This is a genomic window from Mycobacterium sp. KBS0706 (assembly GCF_005938675.2).
GTDB lineage: Bacteria > Pseudomonadota > Alphaproteobacteria > DSM-16000 > Inquilinaceae > Inquilinus.
Map to the genome: position 1 here is coordinate 1 of NZ_VCCH02000039.1, position 24,861 is coordinate 24,861.

The following is a 24,861-nucleotide window of genomic DNA, read 5'->3' on the forward strand; positions in this document are numbered from 1 at the left end:
GTTACCGACCCGGCTTTTGCAACCTTCTTTTGGCTGCTCTCCGCTGCGTCGCTCTCTTTCGAGTTCGTCGCCGCGGCGTCGCCGTCGGTGGAGCGGTTTATAGGGGGGTGATCCGGGGCACGCAAGAGCTTTTTTGCACTTCCGTGAATTTCTTTTCCGAGCCCTCGGACGCCCCGCTCAGAGCAGCCCGAGGGCCCTGAGTTCCTGCTGCAGATGGGCCGGCAGGTCGCTCTCCGACGCCGCCCCCAGGTCGCGCGGCGCGGCGTCCGGGTCGAGATAGCGCCAGCCCTGGAAGGCGCGCAGCGGCCGGGCCTCCACCGCCGTCAGCTCCGGGTCGTAGAGCAGCCGGCAATAGGTGTCGCCGTCCTCGTCGGTCACCATGAACATGTCGAGGATCGGCTGCCGCACCAGGATGACGTGGCGGATCACCCAGAAGATCGAGCCGCCGCCGATCAGGTCGTCGCGCCGCGTCGGCATGCGCTTGGTGTAGCCGTAGACGACTTCGCGCCCGTCGACGACATGGCGCCGGCCCTGCTGGACCGTGGCGAGCTGGGCCGGCTCGGCGATGCCGACGGCGACCTTCAACAGATGGACAGGCACAGTTCCTCCATGGCCGCGCCATCGCGGCCACGCTTCGGGATGAATCAGGCGTCGCGGGCGATCAGCGCGCGGGCCGTCCTGGAGGCCGGCGGCCGGTCGAGCACGCCCGAGATGAATCGGGTGGCGTCGAGCAGCCGGTCCAGGGCGACACCGCTGGCGATGCCGAGGCCGTCGAGAAGATAGACCACATCCTCGGTCGCGACATTGCCCGTGGCACCCTTGGCATAAGGGCAGCCGCCGAGCCCCGCCACCGCGGAATCGACCACGGCGACGCCGCGCTGCAACGCCGCGTGGATGTTGGCCACGGCCATGCCGTAGGTGTCGTGGAAATGGACCGCCAGAGATTCGCGCGGAATCCGGACCGCCACGGCCTCGACCATCGCCACTGCCTCGCCCGGGGTGCCGGTGCCGATGGTGTCGCCCAGGCTGACCTCGTAGCAGCCGAGATCGAACAGCGCGGCCGAGACCTCGGCCACCTTGGCCGGCGGCACCTCGCCCTCATAAGGGCAGCCGAGCACGCAGGAGACGTAGCCGCGCACCTTGAGCCCCGCCGCCCGGGCCCGCGCCACGACCGGGGCGAATCGCGCCAGGCTCTCCGCGATCGAGCAGTTGATGTTGCGCCGGCTGAAGCTCTCCGAGGCGGCACCGAACACCGCGATCTCCGTCGCTTTGGCGGCGAGCGCGGCGTCGAGGCCGGTCTCGTTCGGCACCAGCACCGGATAGGAGATGCCGGGCGCGCGCGCGATCCGGGCCATCACCTCGGCCGAATCGGCCATCTGCGGCACCCATTTCGGGCTGACGAAGGCGCCGGCCTCGATCACCGTCAGCCCGGTGGCCGACAGGCGGTCGATCAGCCCGACCTTGGCCTCGAGCGGCACCACCGCCTTCTCGTTCTGCAGCCCGTCGCGCGGGCCGACCTCGACGATGCGGACCCGGGCCGGCAGCATCTCAGCCGGCCTCGAAGCCGATCAGGGCCACGCCCTCATCCACCTGGTCGCCGGCGGCGAAGGGCAGGCTGGTGACGGTGCCGTCCGCCGGAGCCGCGACGGTGTGCTCCATCTTCATCGCCTCCAGCACGATCAGGGGCTGGCCCTTGATCACCCTGGCGCCGGCCTCGACCAGCACGGCGATCACCCGTCCGGGCATCGGCGCGGTCAGCCGGCTGCCGCCCCCCGCCTCCTCGCCGGCATGGGCCAGCGGGTCGATGATCCCGAACACCCGGTCGGCGCCGGCACGCAGCACCGCGACACGCTCGTCAGCCACCACGATCGTCGCCCGCACGGTACGGTCGCCGAGCCGGGCGGTCAGATCCCGCCCCGCCAGCGTGCCGCCGGCCTCGACCGGCCCGTCCGGCGTGCCGATCGAGAGGCCACCATGGCGGCGGTAGCGCACCGCCACCGGAATCTCGGCGTCGCGATCGGCCAGGCGCAGTGTCTCCTCCGCCTCGTCATTCATCCGCCAGCCGTCGGCCAGGGCCCAGGGGCTGGTGCGGTCGCGCGGCCGGCCGAGCACGAGGCCGAGCGTCGCCAATGCGATATCCTCGGACGAAGCGGGTGCGGGCGGCGGCAGCAGTTCCACCGCGTGGCGGGCGATGAAGCCGGTGTCGAGCTCGGCCGCAGCGAAGGCCGGGTGGCGCGCGATCGCCCGCAGGAAGTCGAGATTGGTGGCGAACCCCGTGATCCGCGCCTGGTCCAGCGCCCGGGCCAGCCGCCGCACCGCCGCCGGCCGGTCGGTGTCCCAGACGATCAGCTTGGCGATCATCGGGTCGTAGTGGATCGAGATCGAATCGCCCTGGCGCACGCCCGAATCGACCCGGACATGCGGCGCCGCCTCGGGGAAGGCGAGATGGGCCAGCCGCCCGGTCTGCGGCAGGAACCCGGCCTGCGGATCCTCGGCATAGAGCCGGACCTCGATCGCGGCGCCGTTGATGGCGAGATCGTCCTGGCCCAGCGGCAGCGTTCCGCCGGCCGCGACCCGGAGCTGCCATTCGACCAGATCGAGCCCGGTGATCGCCTCGGTCACCGGATGCTCGACCTGCAGCCTCGTGTTCATCTCCATGAAGTAGAAGCGGCCGTCGGTGTCGAGCAGGAACTCGACCGTGCCGGCGCCGACATAGCCGATGGCCTTCGCGGCAGCGACCGCCGCCTCCCCCATCGCCTTGCGGATGGCCGGGTCGAGGCCGGGGGCCGGCGCCTCCTCCACCACCTTCTGGTGGCGGCGCTGGATCGAGCAGTCGCGCTCGAACAGGTAGACGCAGTTGCCGTGGCCGTCGGCGAAGACCTGGATCTCGACATGGCGCGGCCGCGCCAGGTAGCGCTCGACCAGCACCCGGTCGTTGCCGAAGGAGGACGCGGCCTCGCGCTGGGCGCCGGCCAGCTGGGCAGCGAAATCCTCCGCCCGGTCGACCACGCGCATGCCCTTGCCGCCGCCGCCGGCCGAGGCCTTGATCAGCACCGGGAAGCCGATCGCCGCCGCCTCCGCCGCCAGCCGGGCGGGGTCCTGGTCGGCCTCGTGATAGCCGGGCACCAGCGGCACGCCAGCCGCCGCCATCAGCGCCTTGGCCTCGCTCTTGCCGCCCATGGCGCGGATCGCGGCCGGCGGCGGGCCGACGAAGGTGAGGCCGGCCTTGGCGCAGGCCTCGGCGAACTCCGCATTCTCCGACAGGAAGCCGTAGCCGGGATGGATCGCCTGGGCGCCGGAGGCCTTGGCCGCGGCCAGGATGGCGTCGATCTTCAGATAGCTCTCGCGCGCCGGGGCGGGGCCGATGCGGATCGCGGCCTCGGCGTCGGCGACGTGGCGCGCCCCGGCATCGGCGTCGGAATGCACTGCGACGGTGCGCAGGCCGAGGCGCCGAGCCGTGCGGATCACCCGGCAGGCGATCTCACCGCGATTGGCGATCAGAAGCGTGTCGAACATTCCGGTCCCGAATCTGCCGCTGGGTTCGGGCAACAATCTAACAGGGCCGGTCCGCGGCGCACGCGGGAAATCGAAGCGCTATTTCGGCCGCCCATCGGCCAGCACCAGCCTCGCCGCCAGGCCGAGGAAGACGATGCCGGTGAAGGCGTTCAGCAGGCGCGCCACGATCGGCCGCCGGGCCAGGATCCGGCCGACGCCGCCGGAGGACATCCCGACCAGCGCGTTGATGGTCGTGCCGGAGATGTTGCCCAGCGTGCCCAATACCAGGATCTGCAGCACCGCGCTGTGCGCCGGGTCGACGAATTGGGGCAGGAAGGCGATGAAGAACAGCGCCACCTTCGGGTTCAGGACGTTGGTGACCATGCCGTCGAAGAAGATCCGGCCCGCCGGCCGCGGCGGCAGCGGCCCGACGGCGCCGAGGCCGGCGCCAGAACCGGCGGCGACGCCGCGCAGCGTCTTCACCGCCAGCCACAGCAGATAGGCGGCGCCGCCCCAGCGCAGGATCTCGAAGGCGGTCGGCGAGGCGGCGAACAGCCCGGCCAGGCCCAGTGCCGCCGCCATGGTGTGCACCGCCGCACCGCCGCCGATGCCGAGCGCCGCGGCCAGGCCGGCGCGCGGGCCGCGGGCGACGCCGTTGGCGAAGCAGAACAGCATGTCGGGCCCGGGCGTGAGGTTCAGCGCCAGGGCGGCGGCCATGTACAGCGCGAGCGTGGCCGGATCGAACATGAGGGCCTTCCGATCTTTGGCGGACGACCGATCCTAGAAGGCCGGCCGGCATCCGCCAGCCCCGCGGACGCATGGCCGCCCCGCCCTCAGAACCGGTCGGCTCGATAGGGCGACGGGTCGACCACGGTCTCGCCGCCGGTGATCATCTCGGCCAGCAGCCGGCCGGTGACCGGCCCCAGGGTGAAGCCGTGATGGGCGTGGCCGAAGGCGAGCCACAGCCCCTTGTGCCGCGGCGCCGGGCCGATCACCGGCCGCATGTCGGGCAGGCAGGGCCGCGCGCCCATCCAGGGCTGGTCGTCGACCCGGCTGTCCAGCGGGAACAGGATTTTCGCCGCCTCCTCGGCGGCCTGGAGCTGCACCGGCGTCGGCGGCGCGTCGCGCGGGCCGATCTCGACGCCGGTGGTCAGGCGGACGCCGCGCGCCATCGGCGTCAGCAGAAAGCCCTGGTCGTCGTCCAGCACCGGTCGCTTCAGCACGGCATTGCCGCGCGGCCGGTAATGCATGTGGTAGCCGCGCTTGACCGCGAGCGGCAGGCGGTAGCCGAGCGGCCGCAGCAGGTCGAGCGACCAGGGCCCGAGCGCCACCACCGCCTCGCGCGCCAGCACCGGCCCGTCCGGCCCCTGCAGGCTCCAGCCGCCCTCCGCCGGCTGCAGCGACCGGGCGTCGGCCTGCACCAGGCGGCCGCCGCGGCGCAGGAACAGCTCGGCATAGCCCTTGGTGACGGCCCCTGGGTCTGAGACCGAGACCGGATCCATCCAGTGCACGCCGCCGGCCAGCCCCTCCACCAGATGCGGCTCCAGCGCCCGGATCTGGCCTGGGTCAAGCACTCCGAAATTCAGGCCGTGGGCGGCGGCAACGGCCCTGCCAGCCTCCCCCGCCTCGAGGCTGCGGGCGCTGCGATAGACCGAGAGCCAGCCGGTGTCGCGCGCCAGATGGGTAATCCCGGCCTGCTCCAGCAGCGGCCGATGTTCGTCCAGGCAGCGCTCGATCAGCGGCAGCATCGCCCGCGCCGCCTCGGCCAGCCGGGCCGGGGAGGAATGGCGCCAGTACTGGAACAGCCAGGGCGCGATCCGCGGCAGGAAGGCCCAGTGGTAGCGGGCGTCGATCCGCCGGTTCGAGGCATAGCGCAGCAGCTCGGTCAGCGACCGCGGGAAGGCATAGGGCACGACGCTGGCCCGCTCGATCAGCCCGGCATTGCCGTGGCTGGTCTCCTCGCCCGGGCGGCGGCGGTCGACCAGCACCACCGACCGGCCGCGCGCCTGCAGATGCAGGGCGGTCGAGACCCCGATGATTCCGGCCCCGAGCACGGCGACATCGCTTCTGATCACGGTCCGAGTGCCTTTCTGGAGCCTGCCGCCCGGCCGGCCCGATGCCCGCATAGCACATCCCGCAGGGGTTGGCAGGCGACCGCCCGGACCAGTCCGCGCAAATCTACGTCGATGGTGGTATAGACCATTGCCTTCGCCCGGCAGCCGTGGGCAGCATGCCTGCAGCAGACGGCGCGTCGTCGATCGCGACGGCTTGGCAGCCGGGCTGCGGGGACCGGCCGGTCCCATTCCCACCAACCGCGAAGGCCCGACCGATGACGTCCCCGTTCCGACTCGAAACCTTCTGGCGGCCCGCCGAAGGCGGCGACTCCCTGAGCTACACGCTGCGGCTGACCAACCGGTCGGACCGGACGGTCTCGGGCTTCAAGCTCTGCGTCAGCGGGCCCGCCCGGATCGACCCCGCCGCGGTGATCGAGGGCGGCACGCTGACCGCCCGGCTGTCCAACCACTCCGAATTCACGCCGCCCCCGGATCTGCAACTGGTCCCCGGCGCCAGCTGGACGATCACGGCACGGGGCCTGAGCTATCCGCTGCGCCATTGGACCGACGGCGCCACCACCGCCTATGTCGCGCTGGCCGATGGGTCGACCGCGCCGGTCGCCACCGCGCCGACGCATTCGGCCGCCGACAATGCGCCGCTGAAGCGGGGCACCGAGCGCTTCCCCGTCCCAGCCTCGGTGACGATGTCGATCTCGGGCACGATCGCGCCGGTGCCGGTCTCGGTGATTCCCTGGCCGGAAAAGGTCGCCGTCAGCGGCCGCCGCGCGGTGCCCGCCGGGCTGGCGCCAAAGGGCCAGGACGCCGAAGCCGGGCGGGCCATCGCCGCCTTCGCCGAGGTGACCACCGCGCTGTTCCCGTCCGAAGGCATCGTGCGCCCCGAGGCGGAGGGCGGCCTGGCCGTCGATCTCGCGACCGAGCCGGGGTTCGGGCCCGAGGCCTATCGCATCGCCTTCACCCAGGACGCCGTCGCCGTCCAGGCCAGCACCCGCACCGGCCTGCTGTACGGGCTGATCACGCTCGGCCAGATCTGGCGCGGCGCCAGGCGCCACCCGGAGACCTTCTTGTTCCCCGCGGCGGGCGAGATCGAGGATTCGCCGGCGCATGGCTGGCGCGGGTCGCATCTCGACGTCGCCCGGCAGTTCTACGCCTCGGCCGAGGTCGCGCGGTTCGTACAGCTGCTGGCCTGGAGCAAGATGAACCGCTTCCACTGGCACCTGTCGGATGACGAGGCCTGGCGCGTCGAGATCGACGCCTATCCGGAGCTGACCAAGGTCGGCGCCTGGCGCGGCCACGGGCTGGCGCTGCCGCCGCTGCTCGGCTCCGGCCCCGAGCCGCAGGGCGGCTACTACAGCAAGCAGGCGATCCGCGACCTGGTCGGCCTGGCCGACCGCCTGGGCATCGTCGTGGTGCCGGAGATCGACATCCCCGGCCATTGCTACGCCGTGCTGCATGCGCTGCCGCAGTTGCGCGACCCGGGCGAGCATGGCGAGTACCAGTCGGTGCAGGGCTTTCCCAACAATTGCCTGAACCCGGCGCATGAGCCGGTCTACGGCTTCCTCGAGACGGTGTTCGACGAGCTGATCGCGCTGTTCCCGTCGAAGATCCTGCATGTCGGCGCGGACGAGGTGCCACTGGCCGCCTGGTCCGGATCGCCGCTGGCGCTCGACCGACTGCGCCAGACCGGCGGCGAGGCGCTGGCCGCGCAGCACGCCGGGCTGGTGAACACGATCGGCAACAAGCACGGCGCCGACGCCATCGAAGGCTCGGCGACGGCCGTGCTGCAGGCCGGGTTCCTGCAGCGGGTCCAGCGCTTCCTGGCCTCGCGCGGCGTGGTGACCGGCGGCTGGGAGGAGGCGGCGCATGGCGACGTGATCGCGAAGGACAAGAGCTACCTGGTCGGCTGGCGATCGGTCGAGGCCAGCGCCGAGTTGGCCGGCCGCGGCTACGGCGTCGTCGTCGCACCCGGGCAGCGCTACTACCTCGACATGTCGCAGGGCACCGCCTGGTTCGAGCCGGGCGCCGGCTGGGCCGGCTGGTCCGGGCCGCGGGAGACCTACGAGTTCGAGGCCACCCAGGGCTGGACCGAGGACCAGCTGAAGCACCTGATGGGTGTGCAGGCCTGCATCTGGTCCGAGCCGATGACCGACCGCGCCGTGTTCGACCGGCTGGTCTTCCCCCGGCTGTCGGCCATCGCCGAGGCCGGCTGGACCCGGCGGGAGGCGAAGTCGTGGGCACGCTTCAGCGCCCTGGCCGGGCTGATGCCGAATCTGTACGGGCATTGGGCGGACTGATCCGGACAATCATGGCGAGGCGCCCCTCGAACTTGATCCGGGGAGCCGTGGCCATCCAGAGGGCGGTGACACTGGATGGCCACACCCCTTCGGGCTCGCCATGACGGGTCGATGTCTCGGGCCGTCGGTATAAGATGATCCCACGGGCAACTCGACCCGACCCATCGGCCAGGTGAAGCCCGAGGGAGAACAGGGATGGGAGAGACCAGGATCGACGAGATCGCCGACGGCATCTATCGGCTGTCGACCTATGTGCCGGAGATCGCGCCGCCGGCCGGCTTCACCTTCAACCAGTTCCTGATCACGGCCGATGAGCCGCTGCTGTTCCATTGCGGGCCGCGGCGGATGTTTCCGTCCGTCGCCGCCGCCATGACCCGGGTGATGCCGGTCGACCGGCTGCGCTGGATCGGCTTCGGCCATGTCGAGGCCGATGAGTGCGGCGCCATGAACGAATGGCTGGCGGCAGCGCCGCAGGCCCAGCTGATGCAGGGCGGGATCGGCTGCATGGTGTCGATCAACGACATGGCCGACCGGCCGCCGCGGCCCCTGGCCGATGGCGAGGTGATCGACCTCGGGGGCAAGCGCCTGCGCCACCTGGACACGCCGCAGATCCCGCATGGCTGGGACGCCGGGCTGTTGTACGAGGAAACCACCGGGACGTTGCTGTGCGGCGACCTGTTCGCGCATGTCGGCGATGGCCCGGCCGTGACCGGGAACGACGTCGTCGGCCCGGCCCGCGCCGCGGAGGACATGTTCGGCCCCAGCGCCCTGACGCCCATGACGGCGCCGACGATCCGCCGGCTCGCCGGGCTGTCGCCGCATACACTCGGCATCATGCATGGATCATGCTTCCACGGCGACGGGGCGGCCGCCCTGAACGCGCTGGCCGACGACTATGCGCGCCGGCTGCAGGAGCAGTTGGACCGCCTGACGGAGTGAGTCGCTAGCCTGCGCCATCCCCTAATCCTGGGGGAGTGCGGCGGGGCCGCGTTCCGACGACACTGCGACTCGCCTGGGGGGCGGGAATGCGCCGGGCTGTCCTGTGCCATCGGTAACAGGCCGGGGGAACGGCCCGGCGCATCCTTCTCGGCGCGGCAGGCAGGATTGCGATTCCGCCGCCGTCGCCGATCAACGAGGGACCATGATGCGCAGCATCGACAGAGCGTTCTTCATCCTGGCCGTGCTGATGGGGCTGGCCGGCATGCTGCTGGGGATCCAGATGGGCATGGCCCACGATTTCCAGCTGGTGCCGGTGCACGCCCACATCAATCTGGTCGGCTGGGTATCGCTCGCCCTGTTCGGCATCGGCTACCGACTGGGCTTCGCCAAGGCCGGCGGGCTGGGCGTGCTCCATTTCTGGATCGCCGCCGCCGGCGCCATCCTGCTGCCGGTCGGCATCTACCTGGCCACGACCCGGCAGCAGGAGGCCGTGGTCATCATCGGCTCGGTGCTGGTGCTCGCCTCGATGCTGCTGTTCCTGGTCAATGTCGTGCGGGCCTGGAACACGCCGGCCGGCTGATCAGCCGAGCCAGGACGGCTTGCGCTTCTCCAGGAAGGCGGCGACGCCTTCCTTGCCCTCGCCACCGGCGCGAATTCCGGCGATGCGACGGGCACAGTCGTCCTCGACCTCGGCCGGCGCGCGGCCGGCCACCGCAGCGACAAGGTCCTTGGCCGCCCGGACCGCCGTCGGGCCGTTGCCGCGCAGCGCCGCCAGGACCTGCCGCGCCGCCTCCTCCAGCCCGTCGCTCGCCGCCAGCTCGTGCACCAGGCCGAGGCGCCGGGCCTCGACCGCATCGAAGCGCTCGGCGGTCAGGAAGTAGCGGCGGGCCGCGCGGACGCCGATGGCGCGCACGACATAGGGGCTGATCACCGCCGGGATCAGGCCGAGCTTGACCTCGGACAGCGAGAAGGCAGCCGCCTCGGTGGCGATGGCGATGTCGCAGCAGGCGACCAGCCCGACCCCGCCGCCATAGGCCGCGCCATGGACCAGGGCCACCGTCGGCTTCGGCAGCGTGTCGATGGTGCGCATCAGCGCCGCCAGGCCCTGGGCGTCGGCCAGGTTGGCGGCCTCGTCATAGGCCGCCATCCGGCGCATCCAGTCGAGATCGGCGCCGGCCGAGAAGCTCTTGCCGGCACCGCGCAGCACCACCGCGCGCACCGCATCGTCGGCGCCGAGCCTGGCGAAACCCGCCGTCAGCTCGGCGATGACATGCTCGTCGAAGGCGTTGTGGCGGTCCGGCCGGTCCATGACGACCGTGCCGATGCCGTTCCCGATCTCGACCCGGACCGCGCTCATCGCACCACCCAGCTCAGCACCAAGAGACCCAGCAGCGCCCAAACCACGCCGGCCACGATCGACCGGGCGATGAAGGCGCGGACGGCACAATACAGCAGGAACAGGCCGAGGATCAGCAGCGCGAAGGAGAAGATCGAGGCGTTCATCCCGATCGAGCGGGCCATGCCGCCGAGGAAATCGTTCACCGCACCGCCGAGGCCGTCAACCACCGCCCGGATCGCGCGGATGATGAAGCCAATCAGCCCGCCCAGCGCCTCGCCGAGCCATTCGAAGAAGTTGCTCTGAATCATTCCGCTCACATCCGGAACACACCGAAACGGGTCGGCTCGATCGGCGCGTTGAGCGCTGCCGACAGCGCAAGCGCCAGCACCCGCCGGCTGTCCGCCGGGTCGATCACCCCGTCATCCCACAGCCGGGCCGAGGCATAGTAGGGGTGGCCCTGCTTCTCGTACTGGTCGCGGATCGGCGCCTTGAACGCCTCCTCCTCCGCCTCCGGCCAGGTCTCACCCTTGGCCTCGATGCCGTCGCGCCGGACCTGGCCCAGCACGTTCGCCGCCTGCTCGCCGCCCATCACTGAGATCCGGGCGTTCGGCCACATGAACAGGAAGCGCGGCCCGTAGGCGCGGCCGCACATGCCGTAATTGCCGGCGCCGAAGCTGCCGCCGATCAGCAGGGTCAGCTTCGGCACCTGGGCCGAGGCCACGGCGGTGACAAGCTTGGCGCCGTCCTTGGCGATGCCGCCGCGTTCGTATTTCGAGCCGACCATGAAGCCGGTGATGTTCTGCAGGAACAGCAGCGGGATGCCGCGCTGGCAGCACAGCTCGACGAAATGCGCACCCTTCAGTGCACTTTCCGAGAACAGGATGCCGTTGTTGGCGACGATGCCGACCGGGATGCCCCAAAGATGGGCGAAGCCGCAGACCAGCGTGGTGCCGTACAGCGCCTTGAACTCATCGAACTCCGACCCGTCGACCAGCCGCGCGATCACCTCGCGCACGTCGAAGGGCTTCCTGAGATCGGTGCCGACGATGCCATAGAGGTCGGTGGCCGGGTACAGCGGCTCCGCCGGGTCGCGCAGCGCCACGGCCGGCCGCTTGACCCGGTTCAGGTCGGCGACGATGCGGCGGGCGATCGCCAACGCGTGGTGGTCGTCCTGGGCGTAGTGGTCGGTGACGCCGGAGATGCGGCTGTGGACGTCGGCGCCGCCGAGATCCTCGGCCGAAACTTCCTCGCCGGTCGCCGCCTTCACCAGCGGCGGCCCCCCGAGGAAGATGGTGCCCTGGCCCTTGACGATGATGGATTCGTCCGACATCGCCGGGACATAGGCGCCGCCGGCGGTGCAGGACCCCATCACCGCCGCGATCTGCGGGATGCCGGCGGCCGACATCGTCGCCTGGTTGTAGAAGATCCGGCCGAAATGGTCGCGGTCGGGGAAGACCTGGTCCTGCAGCGGCAGGAAGGCGCCGCCCGAATCGACGAGGTACAGGCAGGGCAGGTTGTTCTCGCGCGCGATCTCCTGCGCCCGCAGATGCTTCTTCACGGTCAGCGGATAATAGGTCCCGCCCTTCACCGTCGCGTCATTGGCGACGATGACGCATTCCTGGCCGGAGACCGGGCCGATGCCGGTGATGATGCCGGCGGCGGGGACGTCATCCCGGTAGACGCCGTGGCCGGCCAACTGCGACAGCTCGAGGAACGGTGCGCCGGGGTCGAGCAGCCCGCGGACGCGGTCGCGTGGCAGCAGCTTGCCGCGGGCGACGTGTCGGTCGCGGGCCGACTGGCCGCCGCCCAGCTTGATCCGGGCGACAGTCGCCTGCAGGTCGTCGACGGCTGCGCGCATGGCCGCCTCGTTGTCGCGGAAAGCGGCGGACCGGGGGTCGACCGCGCTATTCAGCACGGGCATGGGCGCTCCAGCTCAAGCCAATGGTGGTGTCGGGCACCATGCCGGGACGGAGGAGTCCCGGCAAGCACAGAAAGATTATTGCCGAAGGAGCGCCGGGCGGCCGCGACAAGAAAGGGGGCCGAAGCCCCCTTTTTATCGCTTCTCTCTCAGGCGGCCGCGCCGATCACGGGCACTGCGGATCGCCCTTGGTGCACTGCGGCCCATTGGTGATGAGCTGGTTCGGCGCCCGGTAGACGTAGCGGTTCACAACCTGCCCGTTCGGCCCAACCTCGGTGGTCGAGCTTTCGAGCGTCGAGCCCGCCGGCACGTTGGCGGGCAGCGCGCCGGGCGCCGCCGGCGTGACGACCGTGGTATCCGCCGGCTGGGCGCACGCACCAAGCGCCAGGAGCGCAGCGAAACCGGAAATCAGGGCGGTTCTACGAAGCGCGATGCGCATGGCACAATCTCCTCTTTATCATTATCGGTCGGGCCGTGGGCACGGCGTTACCCCGATAGAACACCGGAAGGGTGGTTCAGGCTCCCATCAATTTCAACCTTGAAACCTGCTAAATTGTTCCCGCTTCGAGTCGTTCGGTCATGCCCAATCCGGATTCGGGATGGCTTGGTAGGCCTGCCGCAGCGCGTCCGACCAGCGCTGCCGCAGGCCGGAGAAGTACGGATCGTCCTCGCCGACCCGCTTGCGCAAGGCCAGCTTCAGCGCGTCGCGGCGGTACAGCGCGATGTCGATCGGTAGCCCGACCGACAGGTTGCTGCGCAAGGTCGAATCCATCGACACCAGGCCGAGCTTGAGCCCGTCGATCAGCGGCGTCTCGAAGCGCGCGGCCCGGTCGAGGATCGGCTTGCCGTATTTGTGCTCGCCGATCTGGAGATAGGGCGTATCGGCCGTCGCCTCGATGAAGTTGCCGGCCTGATAAACCTCGAACAGCCGGCAGCGGCGGCCGGAAATCTGGCCGCCGAGCAGGAAGGAGGCGTTGAAGCCGCCGGCATGCTGCTCCATCGCCGGGCCGTCGCGGTTCCAGACCGCGCGCACCGCCTCGCCCACCAGCTCGGCGCAGCGGAACATCGATGGCGCCGTGGCCAGGCTCTCATGCCCGTCGCCGGCATCGACCGCCTCGGACAGCAGGGCAACAACGGATTGGGTGATGGCGAGGTTGCCGGCGGTCAGCAGCACCATCACCCGGTCGCCCAGCCGCTCCCAGACATGCATCTTGCGGAAGGTCGAGATGTTGTCGACCCCGGCATTGGTGCGGGTGTCGGCGATCATCACCAGCCCGTCTTCGAGCAGCAGGCCGAGGCAGTAGGTCATGCGAGACGGTCCGGAATCATGGTGAAGGATCAGGCCTGCGCCTGGGTCTGGGCCTGGCCGACGCGGACCACGACCTCCAGCGCCTCGGCGCCGCCGCCCTGGCGCAGGCCGCGGACCGGCGCGGTGTCGCGGTAGTCAAGCCCGATGGCGACGCGGACATAGTGCTCGGTCGGGCACACCCCGTTGGCGGCGTCGAACCCGACCCAGCCGAGCCCGTCGATGAAGGCCTCGGCCCAGGCATGGCCGGCCGCCTGCTCGACGCTGCCGTCGGCCATCAGCAGATAGCCCGAGACGTAGCGGGCGGGCAGGCCGAGATGGCGGGCGCAGGCCAGGAAGACATGGGTGTGGTCCTGGCACACGCCGATGCCGGCGGACAGCGCCTCGGCCGCAGTGGTGGCGGCATGGGTCAGGCCGGGCCGGAAGGCGATGCGGCCGTGCACCGCCAGCATCAGCGCATGGGCCAGGGCCAGCGGCTCGCGCTCGCCGGCAGCAGCCCCCTCCGCCAGCGCGATCAGTGCGGCATCCGCCCCGGCCAGCGGCGACGGGCGCAGATAGAAGGCGGGCGGGAACCGCTCCTCTGCCCCGATCACGACGCCGCCGGTGTCGCGGGTCACGACCTCGCCCTCGACCAGCAGGGTCAGCGCGCCGTGCGGCCGCTCCAGGGACAGCATCTCGACGATGTTGCCGTAGCCGTCCTCGCCGGGGGCGAGGCTGGCCCCGGCCGGCGGCAACACCCGCCAGCGCAGCACCTCCTGCCCGTCATGCGACCGGGGCGTCAGGCGCAGCGTCTGCAGGGTGCGGGTGACCGGGCTGTCGTAGCGGTAGCGGGTCTCGTGGCGGATCAGGAGGCGCATGGCCGGAACGGAACGGATCAGATCAGATCAGATAGGCCTTGCTGACCTCGAGGCCGAGGATGTTGTTCTGCTGGATGAACGCGGTCAGATATTCGTGCAATCCGGTGCGGAAGATCGTGTCGATCCGACCGTAGCGCAAGCGCGAATGCATCTCGCCGGCCAGCCGCTGGCATTCATGCTTGCGGCCATAGAGGTCGGCGAGTTGCCCGAGCAGATCGACCATCACGCCGAGGCAGCCGACCAGCGACCGCGGCATTTCCGGTCGCAGGATCAGGAGCTCGCCGACTTGCCAGGGCTTGATGCCGTCGCGATAGAGATAGGCGTAGCTGCCGAGCGCCGAGGCGCCGCGCAGCACCGCCGCCCACTGGTAGAAGTCGAGCCCGCCGCCGACCTCCTCATCCTCCGGCAGCAGCACGTGGTACTTCACGTCGAGCAGCCGGGCGGTGTTGTCGGCCCGCTCCAGCATGGTGCCGAGCTGCAGGAAGATGTGGCCGTCGTCGCGCAGCATGGTGTCGGCGACGGCGCCGTGGAACAGCAGCGCCCGTTCCCGAACCCATTCCAGCAGGTCGCGCAGGTCGCCGCCGGCGATCCGCCCCTCGCGGGAGTCGAGGTCGAGCCAGGTGGCGTTCAGCGTCTCCCACATCGGCCGGGTCAGCGCCGCGCGCACCGCCCGCCCGTTGGTCCGCGCCCGCTGCAGGCAGGAGCGGATGCTGGCCGGGTTGTCGGGGTCGCGGGCAATGTAGTCGACGACCGCGGCTGCCGTCGCTGCATCGTGCTTCTTGTAGAAGCCCTCCTCGCAGCCGGAGATGACGACCGCGGAGTGCCATTCGTCCCGGTGCGCGCCGCCGCCGCTGGGCGTCAGCGCCATGCGGTCGGCGACCTCGAGGATGCGGGCGAGGTTCTCGGCCCGCTCGACGTAGCGGCCGAGCCAGTAGAGGTTGTCGGCGGTGCGGCTCAGCATCCCGATCGTCCCGTCTTGATATCCTGCGCCGTCATGCCGTCAGCACCCAGGTGTCCTTGGTGCCGCCGCCCTGGCTGGAATTGACCACCAGCGAGCCTTCGCGCAGCGCCACCCGGGTCAGCCCGCCCGGCACGATCCGGACCTGGTCCCGGCCGGTCAGCACGAAGGGGCGCAGGTCGACATGGCGCGGCGCCACGCCCTGGTCGACGAAGGTCGGGCAGGTCGACAGCGCCAGGGTCGGCTGGGCGATGAACAGGTCAGGCTGGGCCTTGACCCGCTCGGCATAGGCCTCGCGCTCGGCCTTGCTGGCGGTCGGCCCGACCAGCATGCCGTAGCCGCCCGATCCCGCCACCTCCTTCACCACCAGCTCGTCCAGCTTGCCGAGGACATGGGCGCATTCGTCGGGCTTCGAGCAGTCCCAGGTCGGCACGTTCTTCAGGATCGGCTCCTCGCCCAGATAGAAGCGGATCATCGCCGGGACGTGGATGTACATCGCCTTGTTGTCGGCGATGCCGGTGCCCATGGCGTTGGCCAGGGCGACGTTGCCGGCGCGGTAGGCGTGGTACAGCCCGGGCACGCCGAGCACGGAATCCGGGTTGAACACCAGCGGGTCGATGAAGTCGTCGTCGATCCGCCGGTAGATCACGTCGACCCGCTTGGGCCCGCGGGTGGTGCGCATGTAGACCACGGCGTCGCGCACGAACAGGTCCGGCCCCTCGACCAGCTCGATGCCCATGCGGTCGGCCAGGAAGCTGTGCTCGAAATAGGCGCTGTTGTAGATGCCGGGGGTCAGCAGGGCGACCGTCGGCTCGCCCTCGCAGTTGCGCGGCGCCACCGACCGCAGCGTCGCCAGCAGCTCCTGCGGATAGTGCTCGACCGGCGCCACGCTATGCCGGGCGAACAGGTCCGGGAACAGCCGCATCATCATCTCGCGGCCTTCCAGCATGTAGGAGACGCCGGACGGCGTGCGGGCGTTGTCCTCCAGCACGTAGAAGTCGTTCGGCCCGACGCGGACGATGTCGATGCCGGCGATGTGGGTGTAGATGCCGCCGGGCGGCTCCAGCCCCTGCATCTCCGGCAGGTAGCCGGGGTTGTGCAGCACCAGCCGCTCCGGCACCTGGCCGGCGCGCAGGATCTCCTGCTCGTGATAGACGTCGTGCAGGAAGGCGTTGAGCGCCTTCACCCGCTGCACCAGCCCCTGCTCCAGATGCCGCCATTCGGCGGCGTCGAGCACGCGGGGCATGATGTCGAAGGGGATCAGCCGCTCCGGGTCGCCGCCCTCGCCATAGACCGCGAAGGTGATGCCGATGCGGCGGAACAGCGCCGCCGCCTCCCGGCGCTTGAAATCGAAGACCGATGCCGGCGTCGCCGCCAGCCAATCCGCCAGGGCCGCATAGGGGGACCGGACCGGATCCCCGCCCATCTCGTCGAATGCCTGCACCATCCCTCCGGCATGTCCCTGCTCGACCACAACATCAAGCAAGGCATGTGCCACCGACCGCAAGCAAAATTCTGCGGCGGCCGGCGAAGGATGCCTAAAATTCCAGCAAAGCCTGCCGGGCCAATAGGCGTCGGTGTCAGTAGGCGTAGGCGGTGAAGACCGGGTCGACCGAGCCGCCCCATTCGGTCTCGTAGCGGCGCAGCATCTCCGAGGCCTGCGTCTCGCCGCTGTCGGCGATGCGCTGCAGCTCGTTGAGGAAGCCCTCCTCGGTGCCGCCGATGGCGTCGGTCGCGGCCCGGGCGGCCAGGCCCTGGCGGGCGATCGCCAGCACCTGCAGCGCCACGTCGCGCATGGTGCCGCCGCGGAACGGGGTAGCGAGGCCGAGGCGCGGCACGTCGCGGCGCAGCGCCGCCCGCTCCTCGGTGGTCCAGTCCTTGACCAGGTCCCAGGCGGCGTCCAGCGCCGTGCCGTCATACAGCAGCCCGACCCACAGCGCCGGCAGGGCGCACAGGCGCGACCACGGCCCGCCATCGGCGCCGCGCATCTCCAGGAACTTCTTCAGCCGGACCTCGGGGAAGGCCGTGGTCAGGTGGTCGGCCCAGTCGTTCAAGGTCGGCAGATGGCCGGGATAGACCGGCAGTTCGCCCTTCAGGAAGGCGCGGAAGCTGTGGCCGGACGCGTCGATATACTGGCCGTCGCGATAGACGAAGTACATCGGCACGTCGAGCAGGTAGTCGACATAGCGCTCGAAGCCGAAGCCGTCCTCGAACACGAAGGGCAGGTCGCCGGTGCGGTCGGGATCGGTGTCGGTCCAGATATGGCTGCGCAGGCTCTGGAAGCCGTTCGGCTTGCCCTCGGTGAAGGGCGAGTTGGCGAACAGCGCCGTGGCCACCGGCTGCAGCGCCAGGCTGGCCCGGAACTTCTTCACCATGTCGGCTTCGGAGGCGAAGTCGAGATTGACCTGCACCGTGCAGGTCCGCTTCATCATGTCGAGGCCCAGCGAGCCGCGCTTCGGCATGTAGTCGCGCATGATCTTGTAGCGGCCCTTCGGCATCCAGCCGATATCCTCGCGCCGCCATTTCGGCTGGAAGCCGAGGCCGATCATGCCGATGCCGAGCTGTTCCCCGACCTTCTTCACCAGGGCCAGGTGGTCGGCCACCTCGGCACAGGTCTCGTGGATGCTGCGCAGCGGCGCGCCCGACAGCTCGACCTGCCCGCCCGGCTCCAGCGTCACCGAAGCCTTGTCACGGGCCAGCGCGATCAGGTTGCCGTTCTCCTCCACCCGCTCCCAGCCGCAGCCGGCCAGGCCTTCGAGCACGGCGCGGATGCCGTCCGGCCCGTCATAGGGCAGCGGCCTCAGGTCCGACAGGCGGAAGGCGAACTTCTCGTGCTCGGTGCCGATGCGCCAGTCCTCAGGCGGCTTCGACCCGGCGGCGAGATAGTCGACGAGCTGCGCCTTGCTTTCGATCGGGGCGGCGCTGGCGCTCTGGGGACCGGACATGGGCGGGTACTCGGGTGTCAGGATCGGTTGGGGTCAAACGCGATGCGGCGGCCGGCCGCGCCCGTCGCCGGCCAGTGCCTGCCAGACCGCGAGCGCGGCGATGGCCGCCGTGTCGGCGCGCAGGATACGAGGGCCGAGGCCGACGGGTCGAACAAATTCGTGACGAGCCAGGGCGTCCAGCTCCGCCGGCGCAAAACCGCCCTCCGGGCCGATCAGCAGCGCAGCAGGACCGGGGGTTTCAGCCGCGGCCTCGGCGATCGGGCGAGCCTCGCCGGCCTCGGCGCAGACCAGCAGGATCCGCCCTGCGGGCCAGGCGGCCAGCAGGGCGTCGAGACCGACCGGATCGCGGAGTTCGGGCACGTCCAGCCGCTCGCACTGCTCCGCCGCCGCCACGGCATGGGCGCGCAGCCGGTCGAGATTGACACGCTGGACGTCGGTGTAGCGGGTGAAGACCGGCTGCAGCACGGCGGCGCCGAGCTCGGTCCCCTTCTCCACCACCGCGTCGACCGCATCCTTCTTCACCGGGGCGAAGCAGAGCCAGAGGTCGGAGACGGGCTCGGGCGGACGGATCCGTTCATCCGCGACGGCGTGGCCTGCGTCCTTCTTGCCGAAATTCCCGAGCCGCCCCCGCCATTCCCCGTCGCGGCTGTTGAACAGGCGCACACCGGCGCCGGCCTCCAGTCGCAGCACACCACGGAGGTGGTGCGCCTGGGTGTCGGTCAGCGGCGCCGGCTGCCCGGCGGCGAGCGGGGCATCGACGAACAGGCGGGTGCGCGGCAGGGCCTCGGAAGTCATGCGCGCGACGCTAGCCGCTGCCCGATCGACCGGCAACGGATCCTTGGGAGGTGCCGGGATCAGATCCGGCGGAGCGCAGCGGCCACCTGCTCGACAATCGCCTGGCGGTCCGGCATCCGGGCGCGGTTGCGGGCCGTGACCAGCTCGACGATCTCCGGCGCCGCGGTCTCGGGGCGGCCGGAATCATAGGGCGGCGCCGGCGCGTATTCGAGCGACAGCTGGATTGCTTGCGCCACCGTTTCGTCCGCCAGCTCGGCCGCCAGGGTCAGGGCGAAATCGATGCCGGCCGTCACGCCGCCGCCGGTGAACACATTGCCGTCGCGGACCACGCGGCCGGGATCGGGAATGGCGCCGAACAGGGCCAGCTGGTCGCGGCAGGCCCAGTGGCAGGCGGCCCGCTTGCCTTCGAGCAATCCGGCGGCCGCCAGGATCAGCGACCCGGTGCAGACCGAGGTGACGTAGCGGGCCGAGACGGCCAGTCGGCGGATCTGGGAGAGGAAGGCGTCGCTGCGCATCGCGTCGACGCAGCCGAAGCCGCCGGGCACACACAGCACGTCGCAGCGCTCCACCGCCTCCAGCTTGGCGAGGTTGGCGAAGGTCAGCCCATCGACGCTGACCGCCTCGCCGCCGATCGAGGCGACAATGGTCGTGGCGCCGGGCAGCCGTGCCAGCACCTGGTGCGGGCCGGTGAAGTCGAGATGGGTGACGCCGGGATAGATCGGGAAGACGATGACGGTGTCCATGGCGGCCTCCGGGATTGACAGCCTCAGTATCACCGCGCAGGGTGATGTCTGAAACGACATAGTTCCCTCATTTCCCGTCATGACCCACGCGATCGGCTTCCTGGTCTTTCCCGGCTTCAACATCCTCGACCTGTCGGGGCCGCTGGCGGCCTTCGACACCGCGTCGCGGGACTTGTCGCCGTCGCCCTACCGGCTGCAGGTGATCTCGGAGCAAGGCGGCGCGGTCGCGAGCTCCGCCGGCCTGCCGGTGCTGACTCAGCCCTTCGGCGACGGGCCGTTGGACACGCTGGTGGTCACCGGCGGGCGCGGCGTGCCGCAGGCGCTGGAATCGGCGTCGCTGCTGGCCTTCATCCGCCAGGCCGCCACGGCGCGGCGGGTGACCAGCGTCTGCTCCGGCGCCTTCCTGCTGGCCGCTTCCGGCCTGTTGGACGGGCGGCGCGCCACCACCCATTGGCAGCAGGCGGCGGCGCTGCAGCGCCAGCACCCGCGGGTGCGGGTCGAGGCGGACCGGATCTTCGTCCAGGACGGCCCGGTCTGGTCCTCGGCCGGGATCACCGCCGGGATCGATCTGGCGCTGGCCTTGATCGAGCAGGATCTGGGCGCCGACGCCGCCCGCGCCGTGGCCCGGACCCTGGTCGTCTATCACCGTCGGCCCGGCGGCCAGTCGCAGTTCTCCGCTTTGCTCGACCTCGCCCCGGCCACCGACCGGATCCAGGCCGCGCTGAGCTTCGCGCGCGACCATCTGCGCGAGCCGCTGCCGGTCGACCGCCTGGCCGAGGCGGCGTGCCTGAGCCCGCGCCAGTTCGGCCGCGCCTTCCTGGCCGAGACCGGCCAAACCCCGGCCAAGGCGGTGGAGCGGCTGCGCGCCGAGGCCGCCCGGCCGCGGATCGAGGACGGTGCCGAGCCGATCGAAGCGGTGGCGCGCGATGTCGGCTTCGCGGACCCGGAGCGGATGCGCCGCGCCTTCCTGCGCTGCTTCGGTCAGCCGCCGCAGGCGATGCGGCGCGGCCGGCGGACCGCGGCGCCGATCCTGCAAGTCTCTTAGGAGGAACGGCGCCGTATTCTATTCTTCTGAGGATTTCAGAGACCGATTTCGAAGGGGATAGCAAATGAGATGGAGATGGATGGCCAGCGGCGTGGTCGTCATCGTCGGGGCCATATGCGGCTTCAACTGGTTCTCGGCGATGGCGCCATTGCGATCCGTCCTGTCGGGCGACGCGCGCAATGAAGGACTGTCCATTTGGGCCTATCATCGCCTGGGGGTCCTCCCGGGAGAGCTGGTCTTCGACGTGCGCGGCCTGGAATCGGGCAACAGCGGCGCCGACGTCCTGCGCGCCCTGCTGCAATATGCCCGAGAGCAGAAGGCAGCGTCGTTCGACCACGTGATCCTGGCGTATCGCGGCGAGGCGCGCTTCCAGATCGATGGCCGGTATTTCTCGAAGCTCGGCGCGGAATTCGATTACCAGAACCCGGCCTACACCCTGCGGACCATGCCTGAGAACATCTACACGCCGGCCGGGCTTCGCGTCTATGACAGCTGGACGGGCGGCATTCTCGGCGTCACCGTCCGGCAAATGGAGGACCTAAACGACTTCACACGCGACTGGTTCCTGGGCGACGAAGGGCGGCGATGATCGCCGGCTTTGTCCGGCACCGCGGCTGCGGTACTGATGGATCATGACCGACACCGCCTCCGACATCCGACCCGAGAGCCGGTTGCTGCGCTGGGCGCCGCCCGGCGTGCGGCCCTATCTGACCCTGGCCCGGCTGGATCGGCCGAAGCCGGTCATGCTGCTGCTCTACCCCTGCTGGTGGGGGCTGGCGATGGCCCCCCGGCCGGCCGGGTTCGGCTGGGCGGATCTCTGGTATGTCGTCCTGTTCGCCATCGGCGCGCTGGTGATGCGCGGCGCCGGCTGCACCGTGAACGACATCTTGGACCGCGACTTCGACGGCCGGGTGGCCCGTACCCGCACGCGGCCGATCCCGAGCGGCGCGATCAGCCCGACCCAGGCGGTGCTGTTCCTGATCGCCCAGCTGCTGCTGGGCTTCCTGATCCTGATCCAGTTCAACAGCGTCACCGTCGGGCTCGGCATCGCCTCGCTGCTGGTGGTCTTCACCTACCCGCTGATGAAGCGGATCACCTGGTGGCCGCAATTCTTCCTGGGCCTGGCCTTCAACTGGGGCGCGCTGGTCGGCTGGACCGCGGTGACCGGCGAGCTGGCCCTGCCGTCGCTGATCCTGTTCGCCGCCGGCATCTGCTGGACGCTGGGCTACGACACGATCTACGCGCTGCAGGACATCGAGGACGACGCCCGCATCGGCCTGAAATCGACCGCCCGGCTGTTCGGCGGCGCCACCCGGCGCTGGGTCGCCGGCTTCTACGCGCTGACCGTCCTCGGCATCGGCGCCGCCGGCCTCCTGGCCGGGCTGGCGCCCCTGCCCTTCCTCCTGCCGCTGGCCGTCGGCGCGGCGCAGCTGGCCTGGCAGGTGGCGGCGCTGATTCCGGACCGGCCGGCCGACTGCCTGGCCAAATTCAACTCGAACCGCTGGTTCGGCCTCATGGTCCTGGCCGGGCTCGCCGCCGGGCGCGCCTTCGCATGATCAGCCGCCGAGATACTTGGCCAGGACGACGGCGTTGTTCTGGCGCTCCTCGCGGCTGGCGTAGAGCAGCGTGACCCAGCCGTCCTTGCTCTTCTGCCGCAGGAAGGCCACCGCGTTCGGGTGGGAATCCAGCTCGGCATGGTAGCGGCGACAGAATTCCGGCCATTTCTCCGGCCCCTGATGCACCCATTGGCGCAACTCGTCGCTCGGCGCTACGGTCTTCAGCCAGAGGTCGAGTGCCGCCTGCTCCTTGGTCAGGCCGCGCGGCCACAGCCGGTCGACCAGGATGCGGTAGCCGTCGCCCTCCTCGGGCGGGTCATAGACGCGCTTCACCCGGATCATGAGCCGGCCTCGTCGCTCTTCCGAGCCTTCGGCGCGGGCTTGGCCTTCGGCGTCGGGTCCAGCCCGGAATAGGCCGGATCGATCTCGTGCAGGTAACAGGGCGGGGAACTACATTCCCCGATCTCGTCTTCGGCCGGACCATCCTTCGGTCGGGCCGGGGCATGGCGGCTCGCCATCTCGTCGTTTCCTCGCTCTGCAGCGACGGTCTGCGCCGTCGCCTTTGCTTGAATCTTCCGCATTCCGGGGTTCGACATCAAGACTTCGTGGCTCAACGCCGCCTTGCAGGATAGGAAGGGCGGCCATGGACGACATCGATGCCTTCATCCGCGCCAACACGGCGCCGACCCGACCGCCGCTGCTGCCCGAGCTGGTGCTGCATCTCGCCACCGAGGTGACGCCGCTGTGGCAGGCAACGGAGGAGACGCTGCGCCGCACCGGCCTGCCGCCGCCCTACTGGGCCTTCGCCTGGGTCGGCGGCCAGGCCGTGGCGCGGTACATCCTGGACCATCCGGGCAGCGTCGTCGGGAAGCGGGTGTTCGACTTCGCCTCGGGCTCCGGCATCGTCGCCCTGGCCGCGTCCAGGGCCGGCGCGGCCGCGGTGACCGCGGCGGAAATCGACCCGATCGCGGTGGCGGCGATCCGGCTGAACGCGGCGGCCAATGGCTGCGCGGTCGAGGTCGACGGCGGCGACCGGATCGGCGACGCGCTGGCCGGCATCGACATCGTCTGCGCCGGCGACGTCTGCTACGAAAAGCCGATGTCGGACCGGGTCCTGCCCTGGCTGCGCGCCCTGGCCGGGGCCGGCAAGGCCGTGCTGCTGGGCGACCCCGGCCGCGCCTACCGGCCACAGGACGGGCTGGAGGAGATCGCCCGCCACCAGGTGCCGACCAGCGTCGAGATCGAGGACCGCGCCGTGCGCGAGGCCGTGGTGTGGCGAGTGCTGCCGCGATAGACCAAGGTTGGGTTCGCGCGAGCGAACCCAACCTCAATTGGTGGTCGGCGCCGCCGGCGCAGTGGTCGCCGGAGCAGCCGCCGGCGGCGGCGTGACCGCGGGAGCGGCTGGAGCCGCCGGCGTCGTGGTGGCCGGGGCGGCCGGAACAGCCGGAGCGGCAGGCTCGGTCACGGCCGGAGCCGCGGGAACTGCGGGGGCCGCCGGCGCAGCGGGAGCGGCCGGCGCGGCCGGAGCCGCGGGCTCGGTCCCGGGCGCCGGCGGCATCGTGGTCACGCCCGGCGTCACCGACGGCGGCACGGTGGTCTCGCCGCCCGGCGCTGCGGGCACCGTCTGGCCCGGCGCGGTCTGGCCCGGGATGATCTCGGCCGGAGGCTGGGCCGGCGGCGCGGCCGCCTTCTTCGCCGCCGCCGCGCGGCGGCCGGCGGACCGGGCCAGATAGGCCTGCCGCGCCGCATCCTTGTCGGCGTAGACGTCCGGATGGTCCACCGGCTGGCCGAACTCGTCCGGGAAGCGGGTGTAGTAGCCGATATAGACCGGAATCTCCTCCGGCAGGCGCTCGCTGTACATGCGGCCGGTGCGGATCTTGCGGTCGATCTCGTCGACGCTGACGCCGTCGGCCCAGGCCGCCAGCTCACGGACCTGCTGGACCCGGACGCAGCCATGGCTCAACGCCCGCTTGTCGCGGCCGAAATAGCTCTTCTGCGGCGTGTCGTGCAGATAGATCGACTGGTCGTTGTCGAGCTCGAGCTTGATCCGGCCGAGCGGGCTGCGCGGCCCCGACGGGATGTACTCGCTGGCCTCGTTGCGGACGATCGACGGCGTCGGCGTCCAGTCCGGGTTGTACTTGATCGCGTACATGTTCGACATCAGCTCGGGCGTCGAGGTCCCCGCGGCCCCGACCACGACCTTGCTGCGGATCACCGGCGCGCCGTCCTGGAAGGCGATCAGCTCATAGGACGGGATATTCACCAGGATGAACTTGCCGCGCGCCGGGATGGCGACGTTGACGCCGGCGTCGCGCATCGCCTGGACGAAGGGGGACAAAGCCGGGGCCGCAGGCTGCTCCGGCGCCGACAGGCTGGCGGTCTGCTGCGTCCCGGCCGGCACGCAGGCGGCAAGCACCAGGATCGAGGCGACCGCCAGGGCGGCGCGGGCGATCGGCCCGCGGTGGAACGGTGCGCTCTTGTGGCTGGCGGTCATCACGATTTTCCCTTCCGTCGCGGACGGCCGGGCGGTCGAACCCGGGGCCGTTGCACTCATTTAGTTGCCGGTACTCGGCCCGGCAATCGAAAGACTGCAGTGGCC

Annotated in this window: 26 protein-coding genes; 7 read left to right on the forward strand and 19 right to left on the reverse strand. The window is 70.7% G+C overall.

Going from position 1 to position 24,861, the window contains the following annotated elements; all coding sequences use genetic code 11:
- Positions 1–177: 177 nt before the first annotated feature.
- The 5 genes from FFK22_RS20975 to FFK22_RS20995 form a co-directional block, all read right to left on the reverse strand.
- A complete protein-coding gene (locus FFK22_RS20975; protein ID WP_138892617.1) occupies positions 178–600 on the reverse strand; it encodes a DUF1489 family protein in 423 nt (140 codons plus the stop codon).
- A 44-nt stretch (positions 601–644) separates the two neighbouring features.
- A complete protein-coding gene (locus tag FFK22_RS20980; RefSeq protein ID WP_138892618.1) occupies positions 645–1,547 on the reverse strand; it encodes a hydroxymethylglutaryl-CoA lyase in 903 nt (300 codons plus the stop codon).
- Between the two features lies 1 nt (position 1,548).
- Complete coding sequence (locus FFK22_RS20985; protein ID WP_138892619.1) at positions 1,549–3,516, reverse strand: acetyl/propionyl/methylcrotonyl-CoA carboxylase subunit alpha; 1,968 nt, start codon at positions 3,514–3,516, stop codon at positions 1,549–1,551.
- 78 nt (positions 3,517–3,594) lie between these two features.
- A complete protein-coding gene (locus FFK22_RS20990; protein WP_138892620.1) occupies positions 3,595–4,242 on the reverse strand; it encodes a LysE family translocator in 648 nt (215 codons plus the stop codon).
- A gap of 86 nt (positions 4,243–4,328) precedes the next feature.
- The gene (locus FFK22_RS20995; protein WP_221938746.1) at positions 4,329–5,570 is read right to left on the reverse strand and encodes an FAD-binding oxidoreductase; all 1,242 of its coding nucleotides are present in this window, start codon (positions 5,568–5,570) and stop codon (positions 4,329–4,331) included.
- A 254-nt stretch (positions 5,571–5,824) separates the two neighbouring features.
- Between FFK22_RS20995 and FFK22_RS21000 the strand changes: the two genes are divergently transcribed.
- From FFK22_RS21000 to FFK22_RS21010, 3 genes are all read left to right on the forward strand, one after another.
- Positions 5,825–7,861: a beta-N-acetylhexosaminidase gene (locus FFK22_RS21000; RefSeq protein ID WP_138892621.1), complete on the forward strand. Its 2,037-nt coding sequence runs from the start codon at positions 5,825–5,827 to the stop codon at positions 7,859–7,861.
- Positions 7,862–8,056: 195 nt separating this feature from the next.
- A complete protein-coding gene (locus FFK22_RS21005) occupies positions 8,057–8,800 on the forward strand; it encodes an MBL fold metallo-hydrolase (protein WP_138892622.1) in 744 nt (247 codons plus the stop codon).
- A gap of 202 nt (positions 8,801–9,002) precedes the next feature.
- Positions 9,003–9,380, forward strand: coding sequence for a cbb3-type cytochrome c oxidase subunit I (locus FFK22_RS21010; protein WP_138892623.1), 378 nt, complete (start codon positions 9,003–9,005; stop codon positions 9,378–9,380).
- Here FFK22_RS21010 and FFK22_RS21015 read toward each other — a convergent pair whose 3' ends face one another.
- From FFK22_RS21015 to FFK22_RS21065, 11 genes are all read right to left on the reverse strand, one after another.
- Positions 9,381–10,157 (reverse strand): enoyl-CoA hydratase/isomerase family protein, encoded by a 777-nt coding sequence (locus FFK22_RS21015; RefSeq protein WP_138892624.1) that lies wholly within the window; start codon positions 10,155–10,157, stop codon positions 9,381–9,383.
- Positions 10,154–10,447, reverse strand: a complete 294-nt coding sequence (locus FFK22_RS21020) for a hypothetical protein (protein ID WP_138892625.1) — start codon at positions 10,445–10,447, stop codon at positions 10,154–10,156. Before FFK22_RS21020 ends, FFK22_RS21015 begins: the two co-directional genes overlap by 4 nt.
- A gap of 5 nt (positions 10,448–10,452) precedes the next feature.
- Positions 10,453–11,997 carry a carboxyl transferase domain-containing protein gene (locus FFK22_RS21025; RefSeq protein WP_306770146.1) on the reverse strand — a complete coding sequence of 515 codons (1,545 nt, stop codon included), beginning with the start codon at positions 11,995–11,997 and terminating at the stop codon, positions 10,453–10,455.
- 226 nt (positions 11,998–12,223) lie between these two features.
- A complete protein-coding gene (locus FFK22_RS21030) occupies positions 12,224–12,496 on the reverse strand; it encodes a hypothetical protein (RefSeq protein ID WP_138892627.1) in 273 nt (90 codons plus the stop codon).
- Positions 12,497–12,634: 138 nt separating this feature from the next.
- Positions 12,635–13,366 (reverse strand): proteasome-type protease, encoded by a 732-nt coding sequence (locus tag FFK22_RS21035; RefSeq protein WP_138892628.1) that lies wholly within the window; start codon positions 13,364–13,366, stop codon positions 12,635–12,637.
- A 29-nt stretch (positions 13,367–13,395) separates the two neighbouring features.
- Positions 13,396–14,220, reverse strand: a complete 825-nt coding sequence (locus FFK22_RS21040; protein WP_138892629.1) for a transglutaminase family protein — start codon at positions 14,218–14,220, stop codon at positions 13,396–13,398.
- Positions 14,221–14,242: 22 nt separating this feature from the next.
- Complete coding sequence (locus FFK22_RS21045; protein WP_138892630.1) at positions 14,243–15,181, reverse strand: alpha-E domain-containing protein; 939 nt, start codon at positions 15,179–15,181, stop codon at positions 14,243–14,245.
- A gap of 31 nt (positions 15,182–15,212) precedes the next feature.
- Positions 15,213–16,625 carry a circularly permuted type 2 ATP-grasp protein gene (locus FFK22_RS21050; protein ID WP_138892631.1) on the reverse strand — a complete coding sequence of 471 codons (1,413 nt, stop codon included), beginning with the start codon at positions 16,623–16,625 and terminating at the stop codon, positions 15,213–15,215.
- 133 nt (positions 16,626–16,758) lie between these two features.
- Positions 16,759–18,123 carry a glutamate--cysteine ligase gene (locus FFK22_RS21055; RefSeq protein ID WP_138892632.1) on the reverse strand — a complete coding sequence of 455 codons (1,365 nt, stop codon included), beginning with the start codon at positions 18,121–18,123 and terminating at the stop codon, positions 16,759–16,761.
- A gap of 33 nt (positions 18,124–18,156) precedes the next feature.
- Entirely contained in the window at positions 18,157–18,918 is a 762-nt protein-coding gene (locus tag FFK22_RS21060) for a 16S rRNA (uracil(1498)-N(3))-methyltransferase (protein WP_138892633.1), read from the reverse strand.
- A gap of 59 nt (positions 18,919–18,977) precedes the next feature.
- Positions 18,978–19,661, reverse strand: coding sequence for a DJ-1/PfpI family protein (locus FFK22_RS21065; protein WP_138892634.1), 684 nt, complete (start codon positions 19,659–19,661; stop codon positions 18,978–18,980).
- Between the two features lie 79 nt (positions 19,662–19,740).
- Between FFK22_RS21065 and FFK22_RS21070 the strand changes: the two genes are divergently transcribed.
- The 3 genes from FFK22_RS21070 to ubiA all read left to right on the forward strand — a co-directional run bounded on the left by FFK22_RS21070 (position 19,741) and on the right by ubiA (position 22,262).
- Positions 19,741–20,706 carry a GlxA family transcriptional regulator gene (locus tag FFK22_RS21070; RefSeq protein WP_138892635.1) on the forward strand — a complete coding sequence of 322 codons (966 nt, stop codon included), beginning with the start codon at positions 19,741–19,743 and terminating at the stop codon, positions 20,704–20,706.
- Positions 20,707–20,785: 79 nt separating this feature from the next.
- Positions 20,786–21,295, forward strand: a complete 510-nt coding sequence (locus tag FFK22_RS21075; protein ID WP_138892636.1) for a hypothetical protein — start codon at positions 20,786–20,788, stop codon at positions 21,293–21,295.
- Between the two features lie 43 nt (positions 21,296–21,338).
- Positions 21,339–22,262 carry a 4-hydroxybenzoate octaprenyltransferase gene (gene ubiA / locus FFK22_RS21080; RefSeq protein WP_138892637.1) on the forward strand — a complete coding sequence of 308 codons (924 nt, stop codon included), beginning with the start codon at positions 21,339–21,341 and terminating at the stop codon, positions 22,260–22,262.
- Here ubiA and FFK22_RS21085 read toward each other — a convergent pair whose 3' ends face one another.
- Both FFK22_RS21085 and FFK22_RS21090 read right to left on the reverse strand, forming a co-directional pair.
- A complete protein-coding gene (locus FFK22_RS21085) occupies positions 22,263–22,604 on the reverse strand; it encodes a DUF488 domain-containing protein (protein ID WP_138892638.1) in 342 nt (113 codons plus the stop codon). It lies immediately after the preceding gene.
- On the reverse strand, positions 22,601–22,876 hold the full coding sequence (locus FFK22_RS21090; protein WP_138892639.1) for a hypothetical protein: 276 nt from the start codon (positions 22,874–22,876) through the stop codon (positions 22,601–22,603). The genes FFK22_RS21085 and FFK22_RS21090 overlap by 4 nt, the downstream gene beginning before the upstream one ends.
- 29 nt (positions 22,877–22,905) lie before the next feature.
- Between FFK22_RS21090 and FFK22_RS21095 the strand changes: the two genes are divergently transcribed.
- Positions 22,906–23,556, forward strand: a complete 651-nt coding sequence (locus tag FFK22_RS21095; RefSeq protein ID WP_138892640.1) for a methyltransferase — start codon at positions 22,906–22,908, stop codon at positions 23,554–23,556.
- A 33-nt stretch (positions 23,557–23,589) separates the two neighbouring features.
- Here FFK22_RS21095 and FFK22_RS21100 read toward each other — a convergent pair whose 3' ends face one another.
- A complete protein-coding gene (locus FFK22_RS21100) occupies positions 23,590–24,756 on the reverse strand; it encodes a L,D-transpeptidase family protein (protein WP_186002566.1) in 1,167 nt (388 codons plus the stop codon).
- Positions 24,757–24,861: the final 105 nt, after the last annotated feature.

Coding starts and splice junctions, on each gene's coding strand:
- FFK22_RS20980 (WP_138892618.1), bottom strand. CDS start 1,547: ATGCTGCCGGCCCGGGTCCGCATCGTCGAGGTCGGCCCGCGCGACGGG.
- FFK22_RS20985 (WP_138892619.1), bottom strand. CDS start 3,516: ATGTTCGACACGCTTCTGATCGCCAATCGCGGTGAGATCGCCTGCCGG.
- FFK22_RS20990 (WP_138892620.1), bottom strand. CDS start 4,242: ATGTTCGATCCGGCCACGCTCGCGCTGTACATGGCCGCCGCCCTGGCG.
- FFK22_RS21000 (WP_138892621.1), top strand. CDS start 5,825: ATGACGTCCCCGTTCCGACTCGAAACCTTCTGGCGGCCCGCCGAAGGC.
- FFK22_RS21005 (WP_138892622.1), top strand. CDS start 8,057: ATGGGAGAGACCAGGATCGACGAGATCGCCGACGGCATCTATCGGCTG.
- FFK22_RS21010 (WP_138892623.1), top strand. CDS start 9,003: ATGATGCGCAGCATCGACAGAGCGTTCTTCATCCTGGCCGTGCTGATG.
- FFK22_RS21015 (WP_138892624.1), bottom strand. CDS start 10,157: ATGAGCGCGGTCCGGGTCGAGATCGGGAACGGCATCGGCACGGTCGTC.
- FFK22_RS21020 (WP_138892625.1), bottom strand. CDS start 10,447: ATGATTCAGAGCAACTTCTTCGAATGGCTCGGCGAGGCGCTGGGCGGG.
- FFK22_RS21025 (WP_306770146.1), bottom strand. CDS start 11,997: ATGCGCGCAGCCGTCGACGACCTGCAGGCGACTGTCGCCCGGATCAAG.
- FFK22_RS21030 (WP_138892627.1), bottom strand. CDS start 12,496: ATGCGCATCGCGCTTCGTAGAACCGCCCTGATTTCCGGTTTCGCTGCG.
- FFK22_RS21035 (WP_138892628.1), bottom strand. CDS start 13,366: ATGACCTACTGCCTCGGCCTGCTGCTCGAAGACGGGCTGGTGATGATC.
- FFK22_RS21040 (WP_138892629.1), bottom strand. CDS start 14,220: ATGCGCCTCCTGATCCGCCACGAGACCCGCTACCGCTACGACAGCCCG.
- FFK22_RS21045 (WP_138892630.1), bottom strand. CDS start 15,181: ATGCTGAGCCGCACCGCCGACAACCTCTACTGGCTCGGCCGCTACGTC.
- FFK22_RS21050 (WP_138892631.1), bottom strand. CDS start 16,625: ATGGTGCAGGCATTCGACGAGATGGGCGGGGATCCGGTCCGGTCCCCC.
- FFK22_RS21055 (WP_138892632.1), bottom strand. CDS start 18,123: ATGTCCGGTCCCCAGAGCGCCAGCGCCGCCCCGATCGAAAGCAAGGCG.
- FFK22_RS21060 (WP_138892633.1), bottom strand. CDS start 18,918: ATGACTTCCGAGGCCCTGCCGCGCACCCGCCTGTTCGTCGATGCCCCG.
- FFK22_RS21065 (WP_138892634.1), bottom strand. CDS start 19,661: ATGGACACCGTCATCGTCTTCCCGATCTATCCCGGCGTCACCCATCTC.
- FFK22_RS21070 (WP_138892635.1), top strand. CDS start 19,741: ATGACCCACGCGATCGGCTTCCTGGTCTTTCCCGGCTTCAACATCCTC.
- FFK22_RS21075 (WP_138892636.1), top strand. CDS start 20,786: ATGGCCAGCGGCGTGGTCGTCATCGTCGGGGCCATATGCGGCTTCAAC.
- ubiA (WP_138892637.1), top strand. CDS start 21,339: ATGACCGACACCGCCTCCGACATCCGACCCGAGAGCCGGTTGCTGCGC.
- FFK22_RS21085 (WP_138892638.1), bottom strand. CDS start 22,604: ATGATCCGGGTGAAGCGCGTCTATGACCCGCCCGAGGAGGGCGACGGC.
- FFK22_RS21095 (WP_138892640.1), top strand. CDS start 22,906: ATGGACGACATCGATGCCTTCATCCGCGCCAACACGGCGCCGACCCGA.
- FFK22_RS21100 (WP_186002566.1), bottom strand. CDS start 24,756: ATGACCGCCAGCCACAAGAGCGCACCGTTCCACCGCGGGCCGATCGCC.